The following is a 1,500-nucleotide window of genomic DNA, read 5'->3' on the forward strand; positions in this document are numbered from 1 at the left end:
GGATCATAAAACCTGAACGTATTGAAATGCAGCCCCGTCTCCCGGTCCAGATACTGCCCCCGAAACCGCGGGTTCTGTCCTCGATGTAATACGGCTCGCGCACTTCCTCCAGCGTGTTGGCCCACACCCGATAAGTCGCCCGCCAGACCTCATGCCCATCCGCTTGGGTGAGCTGTTCCGGCAACCCATTCAGGTAAATAAATCAGTCCCCTTTACCTCGGGCGGGTTCGTTTGATGCATGAATATTGTTGTGTTTTCTTGTTTAGGTATCCTGTGCCATTCTAGAGGAACTCATGGTTTTTTTGTCAGATAATTATTTCAAATACGACTTTGTTGAGGCGATTTTTTACTTGGTAGATGCCTTCAGACAGTTCTGCGCTTTTAAATAGGTCACTTCGATCGATATAGCCGGGAAGCTCATGCATCCAGGTTTTTCGTCGTGTTGAATTGTGTACTTCGCAGTACCAACCTTCACCAACCTCAGCATTCAACGTTCTGAAAGCGTTGACTTTGTACTTTTTGTCTTTACTGGTTTTTGAAAGCTTTTTAATTGGAGTGTCTAGCTCAAAGTGGGTTTCCAATACGGCTTCGGCGGTCGAGTTTATAAGCGCGGTCGCCATAGAGTTGGATTCTTTTCTTTCTGCAATCACGATGAGTGCGCGACGTAGCGTCTCTAGCAGCAGCTTGTCTTGGTTGAAACGATCGAGAGAGAGAAAACGTTTGAAGTCGAAGTCTTCTACAAAGATATTTGTCACACCCAAGACATTATCAAATAGATCTTCGTCGCCACGAGGGCCTAGTGACACAACTATTTTGCTGCTGCCGTTTATTTCGGCTTTTGGCAGCAAGGCCATGAATATCTGGGTGATGTGGTGGCTCATTTGACGTATGTGAATGCCGTCCGTCAGGGCAGAAGCTTCACTTTCTTGCAGAATAAGCATATTTAGATTCATTGCGGCGTTCACTTCAAAAAACTAACGGTTATCAGGCGTGCCGTATAATTTAAGGTAGCCATCTCTCGTGTCAACCTGCGGTAGCGGGTTTCTGTGGATCGGCGACGGCATGTTGCCGTTGTTTCTCGCCGCGTGTTTGTCTGTAATTTTCTGTTCGGTAGCTTTGGCTTGAAGTCGCGTTTTGTTCTTCTCAACAATCACCGCCTTGTAGCGCCCTGCATGGGGTTTATTGAGCGCATTGACCTGCTGGTTGGCGCGAGGTGATGTGCCATTCTTGTTTAACGGCCGCCCACTGATTCCCGGTTTCATCATTCGCCCTGTCTTCGTATCAACGATGACATAGACGTGATTAGGGTTTTTGCTCGAGTGGCTGTTGCCGTGGACTTTTCCATTGCCTGCACACGTAAGACCTAACGGATCGACCCAGGCAAAGGGGTTGTCGGCATAAGTGTAGGCATTGATCCCCCCCGCCAACCCAATCGGATCCGGCGTAGTAAACCGCCCCACATCCGGATCATAAAACCTGAACGTATTGAAATGCAGCCCC

Annotated in this window: 2 protein-coding genes and 1 pseudogene; all 3 read right to left on the reverse strand. The window is 48.4% G+C overall.

The features are described from left to right. Window positions 1-193: pseudogene (locus B348_RS1000000132160) on the reverse strand (RHS domain-containing protein); the annotation flags it as partial. Window positions 194-305: 112 nt separating this feature from the next. Beyond that, window positions 306-941 (reverse strand): hypothetical protein, encoded by a 636-nt coding sequence (locus B348_RS0105120; RefSeq protein ID WP_017735071.1) that lies wholly within the window; start codon window positions 939-941, stop codon window positions 306-308. A 33-nt stretch (window positions 942-974) separates the two neighbouring features. Then, window positions 975-1,500: RHS repeat-associated core domain-containing protein (locus B348_RS1000000130705; RefSeq protein WP_017735072.1), on the reverse strand; the 526-nt coding region annotated here is incomplete at its 5' end.

The organism is Pseudomonas sp. CBZ-4 (genome assembly GCF_000346755.1).
In the GTDB taxonomy this organism is placed as follows: domain Bacteria; phylum Pseudomonadota; class Gammaproteobacteria; order Pseudomonadales; family Pseudomonadaceae; genus Aquipseudomonas.

Excerpts from the sequence above, each read along its gene's own strand:
- B348_RS0105120 (WP_017735071.1), bottom strand. The coding sequence starts at position 941 with ATGCTTATTCTGCAAGAAAGTGAAGCTTCTGCCCTGACGGACGGCATT.